The organism is Halorientalis brevis, from assembly GCF_023077655.1.
This window is the reverse complement of sequence record NZ_JALLGV010000005.1, coordinates 406,755-423,885: the sequence shown is the minus strand read 5'-3', so window position 1 is coordinate 423,885 and position 17,131 is coordinate 406,755. Positions and strand designations below refer to the sequence as shown.

The window sequence follows — 17,131 nt, the reverse complement described above, 5'->3', positions numbered from 1 at the left end:
CGTCGATAACGCTCTTACGGTGGCATCGTCGTGGCGACGTTCTCTCACCGAGTGTGACTGACTCGCGGCCACGACAACATTTTACCACGGCCCCTCGAAAGCCACGATGATGGAGTTAGACGATCATGCCGAGGAGCTCGCCTCCGACCTCGGCGTAGACAAAGAGGAGGTCAAATCTGACCTGGAGAACCTGGTGTCGTACAGCGTTCCGATCGACGAGGCCAAACAGAGCCTCCGCCGGAAGTACGGCGACGGATCGAGCGGTGGCGGTGGCGCACCCAGCGCCGTCGACGTCGCCGACGTGTCCACCGAGGACTCCTCGGTCACCGTCACGGCGACGATCCTCACCGTCGGGAAGCGGCCGATCCACTACCGCGGCGAGGACCACGTCATCTTCGAGGGGCAACTCGCCGACGAGACCGGCAAAATCTCCTACACGGCCTGGGAGGACTTCGGTCTCCAGCCGGGCGAGACCGTCCAGATCGGGAACGCCAGCGTCCGCGAGTGGGAAGGCAACCCCGAACTGAACCTCGGGGAGAGCACGAACGTCGATCGCGTCGACGACGCCCTCGCCATCGACTACGACGTCGGCGGCGACGCCGCCCTGGCGGAACTCTCGCCGGGCGACCGCGGGGTCACGCTCGACGTCCAGATCGTCGAGTGCGAGTCGAAAGTCATCGACGGCCGCGACGGCGAGACCGAGATCCTCAGCGGGACCTTCGCCGACGAGACGGCGCGGCTCCCCTTTACCGACTGGGAACCGCGCCCCGAGATCGAGACCGGCGCGTCCGTCCACGTCGAGAACGCCTACGTCCGGGAGTTCCGCGGCGTCCCGTCCGTGAACGTCTCGGAGTTCTCGACGGTCTCGACCCTCGATCAGCCGGTCGAGGCGCGGAGCGAGCCCGAACAGCTCCCGATCAGGGACGCCGTCGAGCGCGGCGGCGCGTACGACGTGGCCCTCGTCGGAAACGTCATCTCGATTCGGGACGGGTCCGGGCTCATCGAGCGCTGTCCCCAGTGCGGTCGCGTCATCCAGAAGGGGCAGTGCCGGAGCCACGGCGAGGTCGACGGCGAGGACGACCTCCGCACGAAGGCCATCCTCGACGACGGCACGGGAACCGTGACGGCCGTCCTCGACGACGAACTCACGGCCCAGGTGTACGGCGGTAACCTGGCCGACGCGAAGGAACACGCCCGCGACGCGATGGACCAGTCCGTTGTGGCCGAGACGATCGCCGAGCGCATCGTCGGCCACGAGTACCGCGTCCGCGGCTCGCTGTCGGTCGACGAGTACGGGGCAAACCTCGACGCCACCGAGTTCGCTCGGAGCGAGGACGACCCCGCCGAGCGTGCCCGTGCGCTGCTCGCGGAGGTGGACGCATGAGCCAGTCCGACCAGGGCGGTGCAGGCCGCCGCGAAGTCGCGTACCGCCTGTTCGCCGCCGAGTACGAGGACGCGGACTTCTCCTACTCCGAGAGCGACGAGGAGCGCGCGCCCAACTACGTCGTGACGCCCACGGGCGCGCGCGTCAACCGCCTGTTCGTCGTCGGCGTCCTCACCGAGGTCGAGCAGGTCAACGAGGACGTGCTCCGGGGCCGCATCGTGGACCCGACGGGCGCGTTCGTCGTGTACGCCGGCCAGTACCAGCCCGACGAGATGGCGTTCCTCGAACGCGCCGAGCCGCCGATGTTCGTCTCGATCACCGGCAAGGCCCGGACGTTCCAGCCGGAGGACTCGGACACGGTGTACACCTCTGTGCGACCGGAGAGCATCAACCAGGTCGACGCCGAGACCCGGGACCGCTGGACCGTCACCACGGCCGAGCGGACGCTGGACCGCGTGTCGACGATGGCCGAGGCGCTCGCCCGCGCGGAACGCGGCGACGAACTGCGTGCCAGCCTGGTCGCCGCCGGCGTCGACGAGGGCCTCGCCTCGGGCACGGCGATGGCCATTGAACACTACGAGACGACCCCGAGTTACCTGCAGGCGCTCCAGAACGTGTCGCTCGACGCCGCTCGCGTGGTCGCAGGCGACCGCGACGAGGTCGAGTCCTTGACGATGGCACCGGACGCGAGTGGGAGCGCGACGCTCGCCGATCTGACAGACGTCGACGCCGTGTCGAGCCAGCCCGCGAGCGAAGCCGAGCCCTCGACGACGGACGCCGCTACTGCGACGACGCCGTCGGCCGACCGATCGCCGTCCACCACCGACGACACGAGTGAGCCGACGACGACCGAGCAGTCCACGGAGGAAGCGTCTGAATCGGCTACCGAGCGCAGCGAGCCTGACGCGACCCCGTCCGCTGACACGGGGACGCTCGACGAAAGTACGGGCGCGTCGACCACGGAACCGGAGCCGGCGGAGCCCGAGCCGGTCGAATCGGAGCCCGCCGAGACCGACGCCGTCGCGACCGAGTCCGACGCCGGGAGCGAACCGGAGCCGGCCGTCGAGACAGAGACTCCCGTCGAGACTGGTAGCGACGAGCAGTCCGACCCAGTCACAGAGACCGCGACCACCGACCAGCCGACTGCGAGCACCGGGGACGCAGTCGCGTCCGACGACGAGGACGACATCGGCGACTTCGAACCGGGCGAGTTCGAACTCGAAGACGACGAGCGCGAACGGATCGAAGAGGAGTTCGGCACGGACTTCTCGACCGGCACCGAAGTCGACGAACCGGGTGAAGCGGACATCGAGACGCCTGAACCGGAACCTGAACCCGAACCGGAGCCCGAACCGGAACCGGAGTCCGAACCGGAGCCCGAACCGACCGAGACCACCGAGACGGACGCGGCTGCCGCCGAGGATTCGGCCGGCGAAGCGCCCGCCGAGGACGTCGACCTTTCCGAGGCGGTCATGGACGCGATGCGAGACCTCAACGACGGCGACGGCGCGGACCGCGAGGAACTCGTCGCGAGCGTCGTCGAGCAGTACGGGGCGGACCCCGGCGACGTCGAGGGCGCGATCGAGGACGCGCTGATGGACGGACGCTGCTACGAGCCCGACGACGCGACGCTCAAGCCGATCTGATGGCCGTCGAACCCGTCCCTGGCGAGCCGGCGGCCGTCGCGGACCTGCCCGACGGGCGCGCGCTGGTGCTCGCTGATTTCCACGCCGGGCTAGAGGTCGGCCTTCGCTACGACGGCGTCGAAATCCGGAGTCGCGCCGACGAGCGCCGGGCCAGCGTCCTCGACCTGCTGGACCGAACTGGCGCGGACCGCCTCGTCTTCCTGGGCGATCTCCAACACGCCATCGGGGAACCCGACGCGGAGGAGAGCGACGAACTCCACCAGCTACTGGCGGCGACCACCGAGCGCGTCGACGTGACGATCGTCAAAGGCAACCACGACGGTGACATCGACACCGTGGTCGCGGAGGGGGACTTCGGCGTGGAGGTCACGCCGGGCCACGGCGTTCGACTGGGCGACGTCGGCTTCGCACACGGACACACCTGGCCGTCCCCCGACGTTCTGGCGGCAGAGGTCGTCTGCGTCGGTCACGAACACCCAAAGGTCAGACTCGAAGACGAGGTCGGCGGATCGCGCGCGGAGCGCGCGTGGCTGCGCGGCGGGCTCGATCCGGCCCCGTTCCGAGACCAGTTCGGCGACGACCTCGCGATCGACGGCGAACTCGTGGTGTTCCCCGGCTTCAACGATCTCCTCGGCGGCACGTGGGTCAACGTCGAGGGACAGGGGTTCCTCGCGCCGTTCCTCCCTGCCGGCCTGGCCGACGCACAGGCGTATCTGCTCGACGGGACCCGACTGGGCCCGTATCAGCAGGTCTGAGTCGGTCGCCCCCTCTCTCGATGCCGGTCGCGACCGACCCTGGCTGTGGCGTACAGTGGCACACTGTGGGTTCTGTTCACGATAGATCTGTCTTAGTAAATATGATACGGCGGCAAGGTGTCTGTGTGCGTGAATCCAATGGCTGTCTCCGTTCCCGTGCGCGACATCATGAGCACGACCGTCAGAACGACCGAACCGGGCGCGACCGCCCACGACGCGGCGACCATTCTCCGCGAGGCCGCGGTCGGGTCGGTCGTCGTCGCCGAGGCCAACGAACCGATCGGGATTCTCACCGAAACGGACGTGGTCGACGTGGTGCAGGCGAACGACGACCCCAACGCCGTCACGGTGCAGGCAGTCATGCGACCCGATCCGATTACTGTCGATCCGGACGCGACCGTTCGCGACGTGGCGTCGCTGATGCGCACGGACGGAGTGAAGCGGCTGCCGGTTGTTGAGGACGGCGACCTGGTCGGCGTCGTCACGACCACGGACGTGGCTGCGTTCTACCCACGGACCGCCAGAGCGGTCCAAGCGGACGGCGGCGCGACCGCGACGAGTCCGGGAACTCGTGGGACCGCGTATCACGCCGAAAACTGGGAGTTCTCCGACGACGGTGACCTCCCCGAGACGGTCGAGGTCGGCGAGACCTTCCGGTTCGAGAAGACGCTCTCGGAAGCCGACGTCGAGGCGTTCGCCCAGGCCAGCGGCGACACGAATCGGCTGCACCTCGACGAGGAGTTCGCTGCGAGGAGCCGCTTCGGTCGCCGGATCGCCCACGGCATGCTCGTCGCCGGCGTCATCAGCGCGACGCTCGCCCGACTCCCGGGGACGGTGATCTATCTCTCCCAGACGACGGATTTCGTCGGCCCGGTCGACATCGGGGAGCGGGTTCGGGCAGCCGTGACCGCCGTCGAAGCGCTGCGAAAAGACCGATGGCGCCTGGAGACGACCGTCCTCGATTCGGACGACGAACCCGTCGTCGAGGGTGAAGCCGTCGTCCTGGTCGACGAGTCCGCAAACGAGTAACGAGTGGGTGACACGGGCGGCCGCCCGGCGACTTCGGCTCGCGGGTAGTCCGCCCGAATAGGTGAAAACGGTGTGCTTAATCGGCTCAAACACGTACCCCGGCCGATGACTGACGGCGGGACGGCGGCAGCCTTCGCCGCGTTCGACGACGCGGTCCGCACGGCGCTTTCCGACCGCGGCTTCCAGACGCCCACTGAGCCACAGCGCCGCGCAATCCCGCCGCTCGTCGACGGTCGCGATGCACTCATCGTCGCGCCGACCGGCACCGGCAAGACCGAGACTGCGATGCTGCCCGTGTTCGATGCTCTCGAAGGCAGCGAGCGGTTCGGCATCGGTGCGCTGTACATCACGCCGTTGCGGGCGCTGAATCGGGACATGCGCGACCGGCTGGAGTGGTGGGGCGAGACGCTCGGGCTCGACGTGGACGTGCGCCACGGCGACACGACCGACTACCAGCGCCAGAAGCAGGCCGACGACCCGCCGGACGTGCTGGTCACGACCCCCGAGACGCTGCAGGCGATGCTCACCGGCAAAAAGCTGCGGCGGGCGCTGGAAGACGTCGAGCACGTCGTCGTCGACGAGGTGCACGAACTGGCCGCGTCCAAGCGCGGTGCCCAGTTGACGATCGGCCTCGAACGCCTCAGAGAACTCTCCGGTTCGTTCCAGCGCATCGGCCTCTCGGCGACCGTCGGCGACCCCGGGGAGGTCGGACGATTCCTCACCGGCGGTCGGGACTGCGAGATCGTCGAGGTGGACGTCGGGAGCGACCTCGACGTGACCGTCCGAGAGCCCGAGATCACGGACGCGGACGAGCGACTGGCGAACGAACTGATGACGAACGTGGACGTCGCCAGTCACGTCCGCGCGATCGACGAGATCGTCTCCGACCACGAGTCGACGCTCGTGTTCGTCAACACGCGCCAGACCGCCGAAGCGCTCGGCTCGCGGTTCAAGGAACTGGGCACGGACATCGAGGTCCACCACGGCTCGCTCTCGAAAGAGGCGCGGATCGAAGTCGAAGACCGGTTCAAGACGGGCGACCTCTCGGGGTTGCTGTGTACCTCGTCGATGGAACTGGGAATCGACGTCGGGAGCATCGACCACGTCGTCCAGTACCAGAGTCCGCGGCAGGTCTCGCGGCTCCTCCAGCGCGTCGGTCGCGCCGGCCACCGGCGCGACGAAGTCTCGTCGGGGACGGTCATCACGACCAGACCGGACGACACCTTCGAGGCGCTGGCCATCGCTCGCCAGGCCGTCGCGGGCGGCGTCGAACCGGCGAACATCCACCACGGCAGCCTCGACACCGTCGCCAACCAGATCGCGGGCCTGGTGATGGACTTCGGCGAAGTCGGCGCAATGCGGGCCTACCACATAGTCACCCGGGCCTACCCGTTCCGGAACCTCGACGAAGTGGAGTTCAAGCAGGTCACCCGGGAACTCGCCGACAACCGCGTGGTGTGGCTCAACGAGGACGACGACCTGCTCGAGAAGTGCCGGGGGACCTGGCAGTACTTCTATCACAACCTCTCGATGATCCCAGACGAGGCGACCTACGACGTGAAAGACATGGCCAGCGGTCGCCAGGTCGGGACCTTAGACGAGAAGTTCGTCGTCAACTTCGCCTCGCCCGGCGAAATATTCATCCAGCGCGGGGAGATGTGGCGGATCACCGAAGTCGACGAGGACGACGAGGAGGTGCTGGTCTCTCCCGTCGAGGATCCGGCGGGGGAAGTCCCGTCGTGGGTCGGCCAGGAGATCCCCGTCCCGTACGAGGTCGCACAGGAGGTCGGCGACATCCGAAAGGTCGCCGGCGCTCAGTTGACCGGGACGGGAGATACTGCTCCGGTCGCGCGTGACCTCGCCAAGCGGTATCCCGCGGACGAGCACACGATCAACGAGGCACTCGATCAACTCGACCGGCACGAGGCGGCGATGCCCACCGACGACGCGATCCTCGTCGAGTTCCACGGGCGGGAGGTCGTCCTCACGGCCCACTTCGGCCACACGATCAACGAGACGCTCGGGCGCGTCCTCTCGGCGTTGATCGGCCAGCGAACGGGGTCGTCGGTCGGCATGGAGGTCGATCCCTACCGGATCGAACTCGAAGTTCCCCAGGGAATTACGGTCAACGACGTCCTCGACACCATCCGGGAGACCGAGCCGGGACACATCGCCGGCATCATCGAACTCAGCCTCAAGAACGCCGACGCGCTGAAGTTCAAACTCGCACAGGTCGCCGCGAAGTTCGGCTCGCTCAAGGGCTGGCGGAAGGGGAGTTCCAGACGCTTCGGCCGCGATCGCTTACTGGACGCTCTCGAAGGCACGCCGGTGTACGACGAGGCGCTCCGGGAACTGCTCCACGAAGAACTCGCCGTCGAGGCGGCCAGCGACGTGCTCGCCCGCATCCAGGCCGGGGAAATCGAGATCGAGACGGTGGGCGAACGCACGCCGGTCGGTCTCGGTGGGCGGTCGTCGGGGAAGGAGTTGCTCGCACCGGAGAACGCCGACGCCTCCGTCATCCAGACCGTCCGGGAGCGCATCCAGAACGATCGCGTGATCCTCTTCTGTCTCCACTGTCGGGACTGGGAGCGCAAACAGGCCGTCGAGCGCGTCGCGGACCAACCCGAGTGTCCGCAGTGCGGGTCGACGCGCATCGCGGCGCTCAATCCCTGGGCCGACGAGGTCGTCACGGCCGTCAAGACCGAGGACAAGGACGAGGAACAGGAAAAGCAGACGCGCCGCGCGTACCAGTCGGCGAATCTCGTCCAGAGCCACGGCAAGCGAGCGGTCGTCGCACTGGCGGCGCGGGGCGTCGGCCCGCACAACGCTGCTCGAATCATCAGCAAGCTCAGAGAAGACGAAGACGAGTTCTATCGCGACATCCTGGCACAGGAACGGCAGTACGCGCGAACGCAGTCGTTCTGGGACTGACTCGCTATCCCGCTGTCGTCGTCTCGGTCGACGAACTGTCCTCACCCTCGTCGGTGCTGCCCGTGCCGGCGTCGCCGGTCTCCGCCTCGGCTGCGTACTTCGCACTCCAGCGGGCGTACTTGTCGGCGCGCTGGGCGTTGTAGCGGAACACGACGTCGGACTTGGTCGCGTCTTCGGGCACTTCGTACGGCAACTTCACCCGTTTGATCTCCCCGTCCGCCAGCGTCTGTTTCCCGTAGGCGGCGTCGGTAAACGGCGTTCGCGTGACCCCGTCCACCCGGGCTTTGTAGTTATAGGGATCTGCCATCCAGTCGGCCCCGCCGATACTTCGCAGTTTGACGGTCACGACTGCTAGTTTGCTTCCTCCCGGCGGGGTGTACGTCCGCTCTGAGGAGAATCCGGACACCGAGTAGGTGACTGAGTCTTTGATCTCGATGCTTTCGTACGTGATGTCGAAGCCGTCTGCCCTAAACGTTCCACCGAACGGGAGCTTCGGCCCGATGACGTCCACCTGCCAGCTGTTCTCTGGCGAGTCGAATCGAATGTCGGCTTTCCCCACCGAATTGAATGGTGGAAGCGTGATCTGAGCGGTTTTCGTCTTCCCAGGTTCGACGTACACCAACGCGTTCGTCACCGGCTTGTACTTGACGCTGTCTCCCGTTCTGACTTTGGCGGGTGCCTGATACACGCCCGGCTGGTCGCCGGTGTTCTTGACGGTGATCTCGAACTGGTACTTTTTGCTGACTTCCGCCTTGCTCGAGGCGTTGATCTTCGCGAGTGTGAAACTCGCTTTCTTTCCCTTGGGAGTCGAGACCGAAACTGACGGCGCCTGGTTCTTGTTGGCGCTGGAGCCACCGTCGTTCGAATTGCCACCCAGACAACCGGCCATTCCGGCCATCCCTACCCCCACCGACGTGAGAAGCGCTCGACGCTTCATGTACCACTAGTCAAGTTATGATCAATAATAGATGTTGTGTGTGGCACATATCCTGCGACCACCTGCAGAGCAAGCGGACAACGGCGCGACTGTCGACGCAGCGCCCGTGGCGTCGCCGACGAACTTTTCCTGCTGGTTTCCGACAGTCCCGGTATGGACGTCACTGTCGTCCAGGGGGACATCGCCGCACAGCAAGCCGACGCACTGGTGAACGCTGCGAACACCGGGCTCCGGATGGGATCGGGCGTGGCCGGTGCGCTCAGGAAGGCTGCCGGCGAGCAACTCAATGAAGAGGCGGTCTCGAAGGGACCAGTGGACCTCGGCGGCGTCGCCGTGACTGACGCGTACGACTTAGACGCCGAGTACGTCGTTCACGCCGCGGCGATGCCGCCCGGTGGCAAGGCTAGCGCCGACAGTATCCGCGATGCGACGCGAAACTCCCTGGCACGGGCCGACGATCTGGGCTGTGAGTCGCTGGTCGTCCCGGCCATTGGCACCGGCGTCGCCGGGTTCAGTCTCCGAGCGGGCGCCGAGATCATCTGCGAGGAGATCGCCGCTTTCGAGCCGGCTTCGCTCGACGACGTCCGGGTCATCGCCTACAGCGACGACGCCTACGAGACCATCCGGGACGTGGCCGCGGACGTCTCCGGATAAGCACTCGCCGAAGTTCCGGTCTGAATCCAGCGACGAAATCTGGGGAACGGGCAGGCGGTGGCTACTCGGTCACTCGTGGCCCGACACCGGAACCGGCTCGTAGGGTTCCTCGAGCCACTCGACGTCGCTTTCGGCGAGGTCGATGTCCAGTGCTTCGACGGCTTCCTCCAGGTGTTCGACGCTGGTCGTGCCGATGATGGGCGCGTCGACCCACTCCTTGTCGAGCACCCACGCGAGCGCGATCTGGGCCATCGACGCGTCGTACTCGGCGGCGAGTTCCTGGACGCGCTCGTTGACGGCCGGCCCGCCGCCTTCCATGTATGGGTGTTCGTAGAGGCGCTCTTCACTTTCGCCGCGCGCTGTGCTGTCGACCGCCTCGTGTGGTCGGGTGAGGTAGCCGCGGGCCAGCGGACTCCACGGCATGGTCCCGATCCCCTCTTGCTGGCAGAACGGGTACATCTCGCGTTCTTCCTCGCGGTACACGAGATTGTAGTGGTTCTGCATCGTCGCGAACCGATCGAGGCCGAGGCGGTCGCTGGTGTGGAGCGCGTCGGCGAACTGGTGGGTCCACATCGAACTCGCGCCGATATAACGGGTTTTCCCGCGTCGGACGGCGTCGTCGAGCGCCCGGAGCGTCTGTTCGATGGGCGTGTCGTAATCGTAGCGGTGGATCTGGTAGAGATCGACCGCGTCCATTCCCAGCCGGTCGAGACTGGCGTCCAGTTCCTGCTCGATGGTTTTCCGGGAGAGGCCCCCCGAGTTCGGATCGTCGTCGTCCATCTGGAAGTAGACCTTCGTGGCGACGACGCTCTCATCGCGGCGCCCCTCCAGAGCGTTCCCGATGATCCGCTCGGACTCGCCCTTCGAGTACATGTTGGCGGTGTCGAAGAAGTTGATCCCCAGGTCGATGGCCCGCTCGATGATGGGCTGGGACTCCTCCTCGTCGAGAACCCACTCGCGCCAGTCGGGGTCACCGAAGCTCATGCACCCGAGACAGAGTCTGCTGACCTCCATGCCGGTGTCGCCGAGTGTCGTGTACTCCATACCGGGCCTGTGGCCGGCCGGGAGAAAAAGCTAGCCCGTCGCAGCTACAGCGACTCCACGTCGACGCGCGTGACGAACGCCCGCGCGAGCGCGTAGAGCGCGACCGCGAACACGGCGTAGAGCGCGACGAGGGCGTAGGTCGTGGCAGTCGGGCTGTCGACGGCGAGTTTGGCGACCGTCGTCGCAGGATGCTCGGGGAGGAACACCGCCGAGCCGAACAGCCCGAGCACGCCGACGGAGTAGATCAACTGCGCGCTCTTCCGTTCGCCCATGACCAGCCCGAGCGTCACGCCGATGACCACCACCACGGTCGCGATCGCCGCGACGGTGACCAGGAGCAGCGGCACGTGCGAGACCGAAATGCCGTTCGCTCCGAGCAGGGCGATCCACAGTAGCGCCTGGAGTGGCGCGAGCGACGCCATCGCGACCGACTTCCCGTCGACGATGTCCGTCAACGTCACGGGGGAGACCCGCAGGAGTTCGAGGGTGCCGCGTTCGATCTCCTCGGTGATCGCGTCCACCGCCACGGAGCCGCTGATAAACGGTGGCAAGAACATCAGTAGCGGGATGAGGATCGTGTAGGTGAACCCGAAGTACGGGCTCGCCGGGACGTCGTCGGGGACCGGAACCGGTCGCTGGGTGAGATGAGTCACCCGCTGTTGGCGCTCCGACCGCTCGAACCGTTCGAGCACCTCGCGAATCTGCACGACGATGAGCGTCGTCCGCAGACTCCCCTTCGGTGCCGTCGCTGTCACGTTGATGCGACCGTCGGCCTCCCGATTCGCTACCATGAGGGCGTCGATCCGAGTGTCACGGATACCACCCGCCTCGAAGGCTTCGGCCGCGCGCTGCTGGCTGGGTAACTGCACGACTTCGACGCCGTCCATCTCCTCGGTGACGGCAACCAGGTCGTCGCTCGCGTTCCCGGCCACGCCGACGTTCACTTCGCCCGAAACCGAACTCGGATCGTACAGCGAGGTCAGCCCGACGACCAGGAACGACGAGAACGCCGCCACGAACAGCTGGATGAGCAGTGCGAGCACGATCGTCTTCTCTCGCGACAGCGACGCGAGGTCCCGGCGGGCGATGGCCGTCCGCGGGTCCGAGAGCAGGTCAGAAAGCGCCACTGGCACTCACCACCGTGAAGTTGTACCCGAAGTGAATCGCCATTGCAATCACCAGTGCAACCGCGTACGTCCGTCGGTTCCGACTCGCACCGACCGCCGAGATGGCGGCGGTCACGACGTGTAACAGCAAGGGCGCGAGCAGGAACGCGATGACGACCGGAATCGACGGCGCGCCTGCCCCCGTGCCGGTGGCCAGTGCCGCCTGGCCGACCAGGACCTGATCGGGAAGACTCACCAGCTGGGCCAGCAGCGTGAGCTTCTCCCCGACGAAAAAGCCCAGTCCGCTGAACGCGCCGGCGATCAGGGCCGGCGTCAGGCCCGCCTCGAACCGACTGTGCGCGTAGCCGGCGTAGACGTGGAGGCTCTTCGCGATTTCCTCGACGACGACGACGATGACGAGGATCGCCGGCACGGACAGCGCCTCCGGGATGGCGAACAGCATCGCGACGCCGATCAACTCGGTGACGAACACGAACGGCAGGAGGAGCGCGCTCACCGCCGCGACGCTCCACTTGCCGCGGATGCGGGCCGCCAGTGCGTCCAGCACTTTCAGCGGGATCGACCGCTGGGTGAACATGTCCTCCTCGCGGTAGATGCCCGCGCCGAGCGCGAACAACACGCCTGCGGTGAGCGTCGGCGGCAGCGTCGAGAACGCGAACTCGCTCAGGGTGACCGCCTGGCCCTGCAGGTTCCGGACGACGATGGTCAGCGGCGAGATGAGCGCGACCGCGCCCACGTCCGTGAAGATCGCCGGGACGAACGCGTACGTCGTCAGCGACACTGTGACGGTCACCGTCACGAAGGTGAGTTCCTTGAACGAGCGCGCGAACATCGCGCCGACGAACGTCGCCGCCAGGAACAACAGCGCGATGGGCGTGATCGCGAGCACCGACGTGCCGACCGACAGGGGCGAGACGTCGGGGAACTGCAAGCCCCCGGCGATGAGCGCCGCCATGGTGATCGCGGCCCCGAAGTAGGGCAGCGTCTTCCCCCCGATGATGTCGAACCGCGTAACCGGCGAGACGAGCAGGAGTTCGCCCCGGCGGTTCAGCCGCTCGGACAGCATCGTACTCCCGTAGGCCTGGATGATGAAGTTGAGCGGCAACACGAACAGGAACGCGAGGACGAGCGACTGGAACGGGAAGGGCGGCGAGATGTCCGCGGGGGTTCCCGAGGCGTTCCCGCCTGCCAGCGCGCCGGCGAGGCCGCCCACGTTGCCACCGCCACCGCCGGCGACCGTGTCGCCGTCACTTGCTTGCGGTGACTCGACACTCCCGTCGGCTCCAGCCTCCGTTCCGTCACCGCTCTGCTCGCCGTCTGCGCCACCGGTGTCCGAGCCGGTCTCCTCGTCGGTCTGGTCGGTGTCGTCGCCCGTCTCGGAACTGCCAGTTCTGCCGGGTGCGATGACGTCCTGGACCTGTTCGCGCTCGACGTACTGCAGCGTCACTGCCACCGGGAACGCGGCGGATCTGTTCGGCTCCTGGCGCATCTGCCGGTCGTTGTACTGTTTGACCGTCGATCTGAGTTCGGAAAGTGCGGCTTCTCCCTTGACTGACTCTGCCGGCTCGGGTGGCCCGAACTGCGGGACGAGCACGTCGATCTCCTCGTCTTCGAGCGCGTCTTCGCTCGGCTCGCGCGCGACGAACGTCGGATCGTCCGCGACGACCTGGTGGTAGGGACTCTCCTCCGAGACGCCGACCCGGTAGATGCCCCTGTCGAGGGCGATGCCCTGCGTGGCCGCGTACGGGGCGACGAGACCGGCCGCCAGGAGCGCGATCGCGGCGACGGCGATGGTCTTCCTGTCGACGCCGCCGGCGTTTTTCGTCACTTCCCAGCGGGCGATGCGGAGGACCTTCCGGAGCTTCACGTCTCGGCCTCCGACTCAGCCAGATCGAGAAACACCTCTTCGAGGCTCGATTCTTCGGTCCGGATGTCGACGACCGAGCCGCCCGCCGCCTGGGCAGCGTCGCGCGTCGCGTCCACCTCGTCCATGCTCTCGACGACCCGACGATAGCGGCCGTTGTCCTGGACGCTGTCCTGCACCTCGACCGTCGTGTAGACGTGGTACTCCGTCGTGCCGTGTTCCTCGCGGAGTTCGTCGAGCGCCCCCTGGGCGACGATCTCGCCCTGGTTCATGATTGCGACCCGGTCGCAGATGCTCTCGACGTGATAGAGGTTGTGCGCGCTGAACACGATCGTCTTGCCGTCCTGGCTCAGATCGCTCGTGAAGTCGATGACGTAGTTCGTCGTCAGCGGGTCCAGGCCGCTGGCTGGCTCGTCGTAGATGAGAACGTCCGGGTCGTTGATGAGCGACCGCGAGATGGCGACCTTCCGCTTCATCCCCTTGGACATGTCGCCGAGCTGGCGGTCGCGGTGTTGGAGGTCCAGTTCGTCGAGCGTGTCGTGGATGCGTTCTTCCGCGACGTGGTCCGGGACGTCGTAGAGGTCCGCGAAGAACTGCAGGTACGAGAGTGGCGTCATCTCCTCGTACAGCGGCGACTCTTCGGGGAGAAACCCGAGTCGGCGTCGCATCTCGCTGTCGCCGGCCTCGTAGCCCGCGACCCGTGCCGTGCCGTCGGTCGGCTCCAACAGTCCGGCGAGCATCTTCAGCGTCGTCGTCTTCCCGGCGCCGTTCGGACCGATGATACCGAACACCTCGCCGCTGTCGACGGTGAAACTACTCCCCTCGACCGCTGTGAACCCGCCGTACTCCTTGCGCAGGTCCCGGACCTCGATCATTCGGACCTGGCTTGGCAACCCGCCACCGTATAAGTTAGCACCCGATTATCAACGCTGGAAAGGCCAGCCCGAGCATCGCTCCGGCGTGCGCCGGAAACAGGAACGTGTCTGTGTGATGACGACTACAAAAGCCCTGCAGAAGCTAGGTGGCCGCTGCCCGTTCGTTCGCTTCCCTGGTGTCTCTGTGTTGCCTTCGCGGTTACTGTTTCGCGACGCGGACGTTCTCTACTTGGTGGATGTCGTCGCCGATCCCCTTGCCGTCGCAGTCCTCAGTGGGGCAGCGATAGTGCCACCCGTCCGTCGTAGCCGTTCGCTCTGCAAACCGTTCACCACACTCGTCACAGAACAGCTGCCCCTCCGTGCACGTGTCCTTGTGGAGGTCGAGTTCGAGTTCCGTGGCGAACGTGCGCTTGCAGTTCCTGCAGGTGTGAGCCATATTAGATACAATTCAAATCAACCCTTATATCTGCACCGGAACGTTCACAGGCGCTCTCCGGGGTAATCCGACCTGTTTACCACCCATAATCGGAACAAGTCGTACCGAACCACCAGGAAGCTACAACTTCCGTAGATTTCACGCTCGCGACGAACCCCTCGCCCTCGTCGGGACGGCGACGCCAGTCCCGTCGAACGTTTCATGACGCGAAGGGCTCTCAGAAACTGTCGGCAAAAGAGACGATTATGCCGAGTTATGCAGTTATTTCCTGTCGTATTGCCGTTGATAACGCGGTTTCATCACTCCTGTCGTGCGGGCTCCGCCGCCTGGCACCCGCTCGTGACTCCGCTCACTCGCCACCTGGGTTTCCAGCGGTCCCAGTGACGAAAATATATTCTCGGAATCGGGGGCAGTTACAGGATGTCTTCGATCTCGTCGGCGACTTCCTCGGGGGTGTCGCCGACGGTGACGCCGTTGTCTTCCAGTGCGTTGATCTTCGACTCGGCGGTTCCGGTGCCCGAGCCGGAGACGATCGCACCGGCGTGGCCCATCCGTTTGCCCGGCGGGGCGGTCCGGCCGGCGATGAAGCCGACGACCGGCGTGTCCATGTTCTCGCCGATGTACGCTGCGGCTTCCTCTTCGTCTTCGCCACCGATCTCACCGCACATGACGACGGCGTCGGTGTCGTCGTCGCCCTCGAACAGTTCGAGCGCGTCGATGAAGTCCGTCCCGATGATGGGGTCGCCGCCGATGCCGATGGCGGTGGTCTGGCCGAGACCGCGCTCGGTCAGGTTGTCGACGACCTGGTAGGTGAGCGTTCCCGAGCGGGAGACGAGGCCGACGTTCCCCTCGGAGAAGATGTTTCCGGGGAGGATGCCGAGCTTCGCGACGCCGGGCGTGATGACGCCCGGGCAGTTCGGACCGACGAGGTGCGTGTCGGTCTCGGAGAGACGCTTGTAGACGCGGCTCACGTCCTGCGTGGGAATGCCCTCGGTGATGGCGACGGCGAGGTCGATCGGGGCGTCCAGCGCCTCGAACAGCGCGTCGCCCGCGAACGCGGGCGGGACGAACACGACGGAAGCGTTGGCGTCCTCCTCGCGGACGGCCTGATCGACCGTGTCGTACACCGGGACGCCGGCGACCTCCTGGCCGCCACGACCGGGCACTGCGCCGGCCACGACGTTCGTCCCGTATTCGATCATCTGTTCGGTGTGGAACTTGCCTTCCCCACCGGTGATGCCCTGTACCACCACGCGCGTGTCCTCGTCGACTAGTACGCTCATTGGTTCACCTCCTCGGCGAGTTCGACAGTGTGCTGGACGGCGTCCTCCAGCGTCTTCTCGACCTCGACCAGATCCGTGTTCAGAATGTCCATCCCTTCCGCCGCGTTCGTCCCTGCCAGTCGGACGACGACGGGCTTGGGAATCTCGTCGAACTGCTCGAGTGCCTCGTTGATCCCCTTGGCGACCTCGTCACCGCGGGTGATCCCGCCGAAGATGTTGAAGACGACGGCGTCGACGTTCTCGTCGGAGAACACCATGTCCAGCGCGTTCGTGACGCGCTCTGCCTTCGCGCCGCCACCGATGTCGAGGAAGTTCGCCGGCTCGCCACCGTAGTAGTCCACGAGGTCCAGCGTCGTCATCACGAGCCCTGCACCGTTACCGATGATGCCGACGTTGCCTTCGAGGCGGACGTAGTCGAAGCCGTAGTCGTTGGCCTTGGCCTCGAGTTCGTCCTCCGCGGCCTCGTCCTGCATCTCCGCGAGGTCCGGATGGCGGAACAGTGCGTCCCCGTCGATGTTCATGACGGCGTCGGCTGCGATGACCTCGTCGTCGCTGGTGACCATCAGCGGGTTGATCTCGGCGTCGCTGCCGTCTTTCTCCGTCCACAGCTCGTACAGCGTCTGCAGGACGCTGGCGACGTCGCCAGCGACTTCCTGGTCCACGCCGGCGTTGTAGACCGCTTTGCGGGCCTGGAACGGATGCATGCCGAACGAGGGATCGATGTGCTCGCGTGCGATCGCGTCGGGGTCCTCGGCGGCGACCTCCTCGATGTTGACGCCGCCGCGCGTCGAGACCATTGCGACCGGCTGACCCTCGCCGCGGTCCATCGTCACACCCACGTAGAGTTCGTTCGTGAAGTCGACGGCTCCCTCGACCAGGACCTTGTCGACGTGGTAGCCCTTGAGGTCCATCCCGAGGATCTCGTCGGCTGCCTCTCGCGCTTCGTCTGCGTCGTCGACGAGCTTGATGCCCCCTGCTTTCCCACGGCCCCCGACCTGTACTTGCGCCTTGATTGCGACGGGATACCCGATCTCGTCGGCCGCGTCGACCGCCTCGTCGACGGTTTCGGCGAGTTGCGACGGCGGCGTCGGAATCCCGGCGTCGGCAAAGACCTGCTTGGCCTGATATTCGTGGAGCTTCATACGAGCGGAACCCGCGTCCGGTAA

General features: G+C 66.2%; 14 protein-coding genes. 6 read left to right on the top strand and 8 right to left on the bottom strand.

Going from position 1 to position 17,131, the window contains the following annotated elements; genetic code table 11:
• The first annotated feature begins 109 nt into the window (after nt 1-109).
• From MU553_RS14110 to MU553_RS14090, 5 genes are all read left to right on the top strand, one after another.
• Entirely contained in the window at nt 110-1,384 is a 1,275-nt protein-coding gene (locus MU553_RS14110; RefSeq protein WP_247378648.1) for a Single-stranded DNA binding protein, read from the top strand.
• The gene (locus tag MU553_RS14105; RefSeq protein WP_247378647.1) at nt 1,381-3,030 is read left to right on the top strand and encodes an RPA family protein; all 1,650 of its coding nucleotides are present in this window, start codon (nt 1,381-1,383) and stop codon (nt 3,028-3,030) included. The genes MU553_RS14110 and MU553_RS14105 overlap by 4 nt, the downstream gene beginning before the upstream one ends.
• Nucleotides 3,030-3,785 (top strand): metallophosphoesterase, encoded by a 756-nt coding sequence (locus MU553_RS14100; protein ID WP_247378646.1) that lies wholly within the window; start codon nt 3,030-3,032, stop codon nt 3,783-3,785. The genes MU553_RS14105 and MU553_RS14100 overlap by 1 nt, the downstream gene beginning before the upstream one ends.
• Before the next feature lie 138 nt (nt 3,786-3,923).
• A complete protein-coding gene (locus MU553_RS14095) occupies nt 3,924-4,814 on the top strand; it encodes a CBS domain-containing protein (protein ID WP_247378645.1) in 891 nt (296 codons plus the stop codon).
• A 105-nt stretch (nt 4,815-4,919) separates the two neighbouring features.
• The gene (locus tag MU553_RS14090; protein WP_247378644.1) at nt 4,920-7,745 is read left to right on the top strand and encodes a DEAD/DEAH box helicase; all 2,826 of its coding nucleotides are present in this window, start codon (nt 4,920-4,922) and stop codon (nt 7,743-7,745) included.
• A 4-nt stretch (nt 7,746-7,749) separates the two neighbouring features.
• On the opposite strand, the gene MU553_RS14085 is transcribed toward MU553_RS14090, so the two are convergent.
• Complete coding sequence (locus MU553_RS14085; protein WP_247378643.1) at nt 7,750-8,682, bottom strand: hypothetical protein; 933 nt, start codon at nt 8,680-8,682, stop codon at nt 7,750-7,752.
• Nucleotides 8,683-8,835: 153 nt separating this feature from the next.
• On the opposite strand from MU553_RS14085, the gene MU553_RS14080 reads away from it, so the two are divergent.
• Nucleotides 8,836-9,336 carry a macro domain-containing protein gene (locus MU553_RS14080; RefSeq protein ID WP_247378642.1) on the top strand — a complete coding sequence of 167 codons (501 nt, stop codon included), beginning with the start codon at nt 8,836-8,838 and terminating at the stop codon, nt 9,334-9,336.
• A 69-nt stretch (nt 9,337-9,405) separates the two neighbouring features.
• Here the strand turns inward: MU553_RS14080 and MU553_RS14075 are convergent, their stop codons facing one another.
• The 7 genes from MU553_RS14075 to sucC form a co-directional block, all read right to left on the bottom strand.
• The gene (locus MU553_RS14075; protein ID WP_247378641.1) at nt 9,406-10,380 is read right to left on the bottom strand and encodes an aldo/keto reductase; all 975 of its coding nucleotides are present in this window, start codon (nt 10,378-10,380) and stop codon (nt 9,406-9,408) included.
• Between the two features lie 44 nt (nt 10,381-10,424).
• On the bottom strand, nt 10,425-11,507 hold the full coding sequence (locus tag MU553_RS14070) for an ABC transporter permease (protein WP_247378640.1): 1,083 nt from the start codon (nt 11,505-11,507) through the stop codon (nt 10,425-10,427).
• Nucleotides 11,494-13,374, bottom strand: coding sequence for an ABC transporter permease family protein (locus tag MU553_RS14065; RefSeq protein ID WP_247378639.1), 1,881 nt, complete (start codon nt 13,372-13,374; stop codon nt 11,494-11,496). The genes MU553_RS14070 and MU553_RS14065 overlap by 14 nt, the downstream gene beginning before the upstream one ends.
• A complete protein-coding gene (locus MU553_RS14060; RefSeq protein ID WP_247378638.1) occupies nt 13,371-14,246 on the bottom strand; it encodes an ABC transporter ATP-binding protein in 876 nt (291 codons plus the stop codon). Before MU553_RS14060 ends, MU553_RS14065 begins: the two co-directional genes overlap by 4 nt.
• A 199-nt stretch (nt 14,247-14,445) precedes the next feature.
• Complete coding sequence (locus MU553_RS14055; protein WP_247378637.1) at nt 14,446-14,682, bottom strand: HVO_2901 family zinc finger protein; 237 nt, start codon at nt 14,680-14,682, stop codon at nt 14,446-14,448.
• A gap of 413 nt (nt 14,683-15,095) precedes the next feature.
• Complete coding sequence (gene sucD / locus MU553_RS14050; protein WP_247378636.1) at nt 15,096-15,965, bottom strand: succinate--CoA ligase subunit alpha; 870 nt, start codon at nt 15,963-15,965, stop codon at nt 15,096-15,098.
• Complete coding sequence (sucC, locus tag MU553_RS14045; protein WP_247378635.1) at nt 15,962-17,107, bottom strand: ADP-forming succinate--CoA ligase subunit beta; 1,146 nt, start codon at nt 17,105-17,107, stop codon at nt 15,962-15,964. The genes sucD and sucC overlap by 4 nt, the downstream gene beginning before the upstream one ends.
• Nucleotides 17,108-17,131: the final 24 nt, after the last annotated feature.